General features: G+C 65.1%; 2 protein-coding genes. Both read right to left on the bottom strand.

What is annotated here, in order from left to right; all coding sequences use genetic code 11:
- Positions 1-146: 146 nt before the first annotated feature.
- Entirely contained in the window at positions 147-938 is a 792-nt protein-coding gene (locus tag AC50YA_RS23035; RefSeq protein WP_494984468.1) for an ATP-binding protein, read from the bottom strand.
- Positions 935-2500, bottom strand: a complete 1566-nt coding sequence (gene istA, locus AC50YA_RS23030; RefSeq protein WP_494984467.1) for an IS21 family transposase — start codon at positions 2498-2500, stop codon at positions 935-937. Before istA ends, AC50YA_RS23035 begins: the two co-directional genes overlap by 4 nt.
- Positions 2501-2599 lie beyond the last annotated feature (99 nt).

Here is a 2599-nt window from a genome sequence, read left to right as displayed (position 1 = left end):
TGTCAACTGCAACTTTGAACTGACCAGTGGCTGCAGTTTGTGTTGACCGGTGGCTGCAATGGACTGACCGGTGGCGGCAAGTAGTTTTGAACACTGGTCAGGCGCCTGGGGCATGCTGGGGTTGGGGCGCCTGACCGTGTTGCGGGTTAGTTCATGGGGCGGGTTCCTTTCCCGTTTTGGGCTTGCATGAGCCGGACGGACTCGCCGCTGGTTTGGCATAGGTGCGCGTGGTGCATGAGCCGGTCCACGGTCGCGGTGGCGATGGTTTTTGGCATCAGCTCATCAAAGCCGGAGGGGTGGATGTTGGAGCTGATCGCCAGGGAGCGTTTCTCGTAGGAGGCTTCCACGACGCGGTAGAAGCCCTCGGCGGCATCGCCGGATACCGGCAAAAGACCTACGTCATCAATGCAAATTAAATCCACGCCGGTAACGCGGGTGATGGCCTTGTTGACGCTGTCATCGATGCGGTGCCGGCGCACGAGGGCGCCGAGGTCCTCCAGGCTCAGCCACGACACGGACATGCCCTCGTCGATGGCCTGCTGGCCCAGGGATTCCAGCAGCAGGGTCTTCCCGGTCCCGGAGGGCCCGCACGCGATCAGGTTCTCCCGCCGCCGCACCCACTCCAGGGTCCGCAGGAACGAGGTCGTCGCCGTCGGCAGGGTGGAGAGGGACTCGTCCCAGACATCGAAGGTTTTCCCGGTGGGGAACCCCGCGCGTTTGCGCCGGGTGGCGAGCATGGACCGGTTCCGGCCGGTTGCCTCGGCCTCGAGCAGGACGCGTATGACTTCTGTGGGGTCCCAGCGCTGGGCCTTCGCGGTGGCCAACACCTCGGCGACAACGGCGCGGGCGTGCGGCATCCGGGTGGTGCGCATCAACGCGATGACGTGCTCCACGGCCGCATCCGTCAGCGGGCTGGGGGCCAGGGTTGTCGCGCTCATTCGGTGGCTCCTTCAAGATCGACAGCGTCGCTGGAATCGCTGGTGTTGGGGGTGTTGGTGCCGAAGTTGGCCCATGCGCTGGTGCCCTGGCTCAGCCACTGGCCCTGGTCGGTGACGGTGTGTCGGGTCGTGCTGATGGTGCTTGGCGGCTGGCCGGTGGCGGTGTTGGTGATGATGGAGACAAGGTCCTCGTGGCTGAAGCGGTGGTGCACGGCGGCGGCGCCGAGGCCTTGGTCGACCACGTTATGGCCCATGACCTTGGCGAGGGTGGCGGCGCGTTCCATCTTGTGGCGGATCTTGTTCGTCCCGGCTGCGGCGGCTTCCTTGAGCCAGAGCGCTGCCCCGGCGCCCAGGGCCAGGAACTCTTCCTCGGCCTTGTTCGTGGGGCGGATGACCCGTTCCAGGGCGCCGGTGGAGGCGGGCGGGAAATGGGCGTCAATGATCGCCGGCACGCCGGGGCGGGTGAGTTCGTGCCGGGCGACTTCCACCGGCCCCTGCTCGCCGACATGGACAATGATGACGTGGGTGTCGGTGCCGCGCACCCAGAGCCTTTGCCCCATCAGGGTGTGCGGGACGGAGTAGCGGGAGTGCTCGTAGGTGACCATGGGCGTGTTCGGCGGGACCTGCCGGACCTGCCCGAAACTGGCCGTCACCGGCACTGCCGGGACCGGGTGCAGCTTGGGCTGTTCGATCAGTCTCAGCATGTCCTTGGGGATCTCCAGGGTGGCCCGGTGAACCTTGGAATTCACATCCTCCATAAACGCCTCGCACGCCGCTTCCAGCTCGGCAAAGGAGGCGTAGTCCGGGCGCAGGTTCGTGTCTTTGGGCACGATGTCGGCTTTGGCGATCTTGACCGCGTTCTCCACCCCGCCCTTCGAGGCCGGGTCCGCCGGCATGCAGGTGTGCACGGCGGTGGAGTAGTGCCGGGCGAACGCGACGATCTGCGGGTTACGGACCGGCACCCCGGCGACGTGCTCGATCGTGACGGTCTTCTCATTGTCGGTCAAAACGTACGTTGGGACGCCCCCGATGAGCCGGAAGGAGCGGTCGAGGGCGGCGAACACGCTCGGCATGGTCTTATCCCGCAAGGCGATCACGATCCGGAACCGTGAGTATGCCAGCCAGGCCACGAACAACACCGTCTTGGCGCCGTCAACGACGGGCCCGTCTCCGTAGTCCCATTGGAGCCACAGCCCTGGCTCCACAGTCCAGGGCCGGTGAACACGGGTGTTTTGGGCCCGGTATTTCGACTTCAGCCCGGCCAGCACATACCGGGTCGTGCGGATCGATCCGGGATAGCCCAGATCAACGAGTTTTCCGTGCACAACGTCCCCGCGGATCTTCCCGCGGGACTGCCCGACCAACGACTTCATCTGCGGCAGGAACGGGTCGGTGATCCGGCCCCGCTGGCGGGCGACGGGCGCCTGGACGCCTTCCTGACGGGCCTTCACATACGAGCGCACCGTGTTGTGTGAAACGCCGCAGATCTTCGCGGCATCCCGGTACGACCGGGTCAAATCATAAGCAGCTAAAATTTCCATGAACTCTCCTGGAGACTTCACATCAAGCCCCTTCCTTCCCACGACGGGTGAAATAAAAACGATTGGCATCGCCATTTCACCAAGGAAGGAAGGGGCTCTCCCCGTAACGACACGGGGGGG

This window comes from Pseudarthrobacter sp. RHLT3-21 (genome assembly GCF_059383495.1).
Note: the sequence above shows the minus strand (reverse complement) of the source record. Positions and strands in the feature narration are given on the sequence as shown.

What these genes read in the sequence shown, in the direction of transcription:
- AC50YA_RS23035 (WP_494984468.1), bottom strand. Translation starts at nt 938, where the DNA reads ATGAGCGCGACAACCCTGGCCCCCAGCCCGCTGACGGATGCGGCCGTG.